The 1,828-nt window shown below is 55.3% G+C and carries 2 tRNA genes and 2 rRNA genes; all 4 read right to left on the bottom strand.

The annotated features are described in order from the left end of the window. Positions 1 to 828: ribosomal RNA gene (locus tag WS34_RS14435) — 23S ribosomal RNA — on the bottom strand; the annotation flags it as partial. Positions 829 to 966: 138 nt separating this feature from the next. Next, positions 967 to 1,040 (bottom strand) — tRNA-Ala (locus WS34_RS14430). 5 nt (positions 1,041 to 1,045) lie between these two features. Next, a tRNA-Ile gene (locus WS34_RS14425) sits at positions 1,046 to 1,119 on the bottom strand. Positions 1,120 to 1,199: 80 nt separating this feature from the next. Further along, a 16S ribosomal RNA gene (locus tag WS34_RS14420) occupies positions 1,200 to 1,828 on the bottom strand; the annotation flags it as partial.

The following is a 1,828-nucleotide window of genomic DNA, read 5'->3' as shown; positions in this document are numbered from 1 at the left end:
AGTTTGATTGGCCTTTCACCCCTACCCGCGAGTCATCCGAAAACTTTTCAACGTTTACCGGTTCGGTCCTCCATCACGCGTTACCGCGACTTCAACCTGCTCGTGGGTAGATCACAAGGTTTCGCGTCTAGCGCCACCAACTTCACGCCCTGTTAAGGCTCGCTTTCACTTCGGCTGACGGGCCTGAAGCCCTTAACCTCGCTGGTGACGACTAACTCGTAGGCTCATTATGCAAAAGGCACGCCGTCACCGAATTACTCGGCTCCGACCGCTTGTAGGCGCGCGGGTTCAGGGTCTATTTCACCCCCCTGCTCGGGGTACTTTTCACCTTTCCCTCGCGGTACTGGTTCACTATCGGTCTCTCGGGAGTATTTAGCCTTGCCAGGAGGTCCTGGCGAATTCAGGCAGGATTTCTCGTGTCCCGCCCTACTCGGGATACCGCTATCTAAGAAAGAGGTGTCGTGCACGGGGCTATCACCCTCCACGGCTTACCTTTCCAGGTAATTGCACTTCGTCTTCCGTCGAATCTCGCGGTCCCATGACCCCGCTGTCGCCGAAACGGCAGCGGTTTGGGCTCTTCCCCGTTCGCTCGCCACTACTGGGGGAATCACTTTTTGTTTTCTTCTCCTGCGGGTAATGAGATGTTTCAGTTCCCCGCGTTCGCCTGCATGATAATGCATGACCGTCATCTAGACGGCCGGGTTGCCCCATTCGGAAACCCACGGGTCAAGAGTTACTTGCACCTCGCCGTGGACTATCGCGGCTTATCGCGTCCTTCTTCGCCTCCGAGAGCCTAGGCATCCACCGCGCGCCCTTAATCGTTCACGTTCGTTAGCGTCGTGTACTTTTATAATCTACCTTGTCCCCTGTATCACCACGGGGACGGCTCTGTGTTATTCTACTACATTCTTACTTCGTGGATCAAATGATCCATTAACGTTCCAGCATGTCAAAGAACTTTATCCGTGGAGAATAAGGGAGTCGAACCCTTGACCTCCTGAATGCAAATCAGGCGCTCTAGCCAACTGAGCTAATCCCCCGGCTGTAGTCCCTCGCGGAGTTGAACCGCGGACCTCTACATTATCAGTGTAGCGCTCTAACCAACTGAGCTAAGAGACTATGGTTAACCCGCTATCGGGCAATCATGTAACGTGAAAAAACGTGAAACGGGTAGCGAGCCACATGAGCCACCGCTCCAGAAAGGAGGTGTTCCAGCCGCACCTTCCGGTACGGCTACCTTGTTACGACTTAGCCCCAGTTACCGGTATTACCCTAGCCCGTTCCTCGCGGTCACGATCTTCAGGTACTCCCGGCTTCCATGGCTTGACGGGCGGTGTGTACAAGGCCCGGGAACGTATTCACCGCGCCATGGCTGATGCGCGATTACTAGCGAATCCAACTTCGTGGAGTCGGGTTGCAGACTCCAGTCCGAACTACGACCGGCTTTAGAGATTCGCTCCGGGTCACCCCGTGGCTGCCCTCTGTACCGGCCATTGTAACACGTGTGTCGCCCCGGGTGTAAGGGCCGTGCTGATTTGACGTCATCCCCGCCTTCCTCGCACCTTACGGTGGCAGTCTCGACAGAGTGCCCGGCTTCAACCGATGGCAACTGGCGATAGGGGTTGCGCTCGTTATGGGACTTAACCCGACACCTCACGGCACGAGCTGACGACAACCATGCAGCACCTTGTAAATAGCCCCGAAGGGAAGAAGTGTTTCCACCTCATGCAATCTACATTTAAACCCGGGTAAGGTTCCTCGCGTATCATCGAATTAAACCACATGTTCCTCCGCTTGTGCGGGCCCCCGTCAATTCCTTTGAGTTTCA

The sequence above is a fragment of the Odoribacter sp. N15.MGS-14 genome, assembly GCF_000980245.1.
GTDB classification, from domain to species: domain Bacteria; phylum Bacteroidota; class Bacteroidia; order Bacteroidales; family Marinifilaceae; genus Odoribacter; species Odoribacter splanchnicus.
Note: the sequence above shows the minus strand (reverse complement) of the source record. Positions and strands in the feature narration are given on the sequence as shown.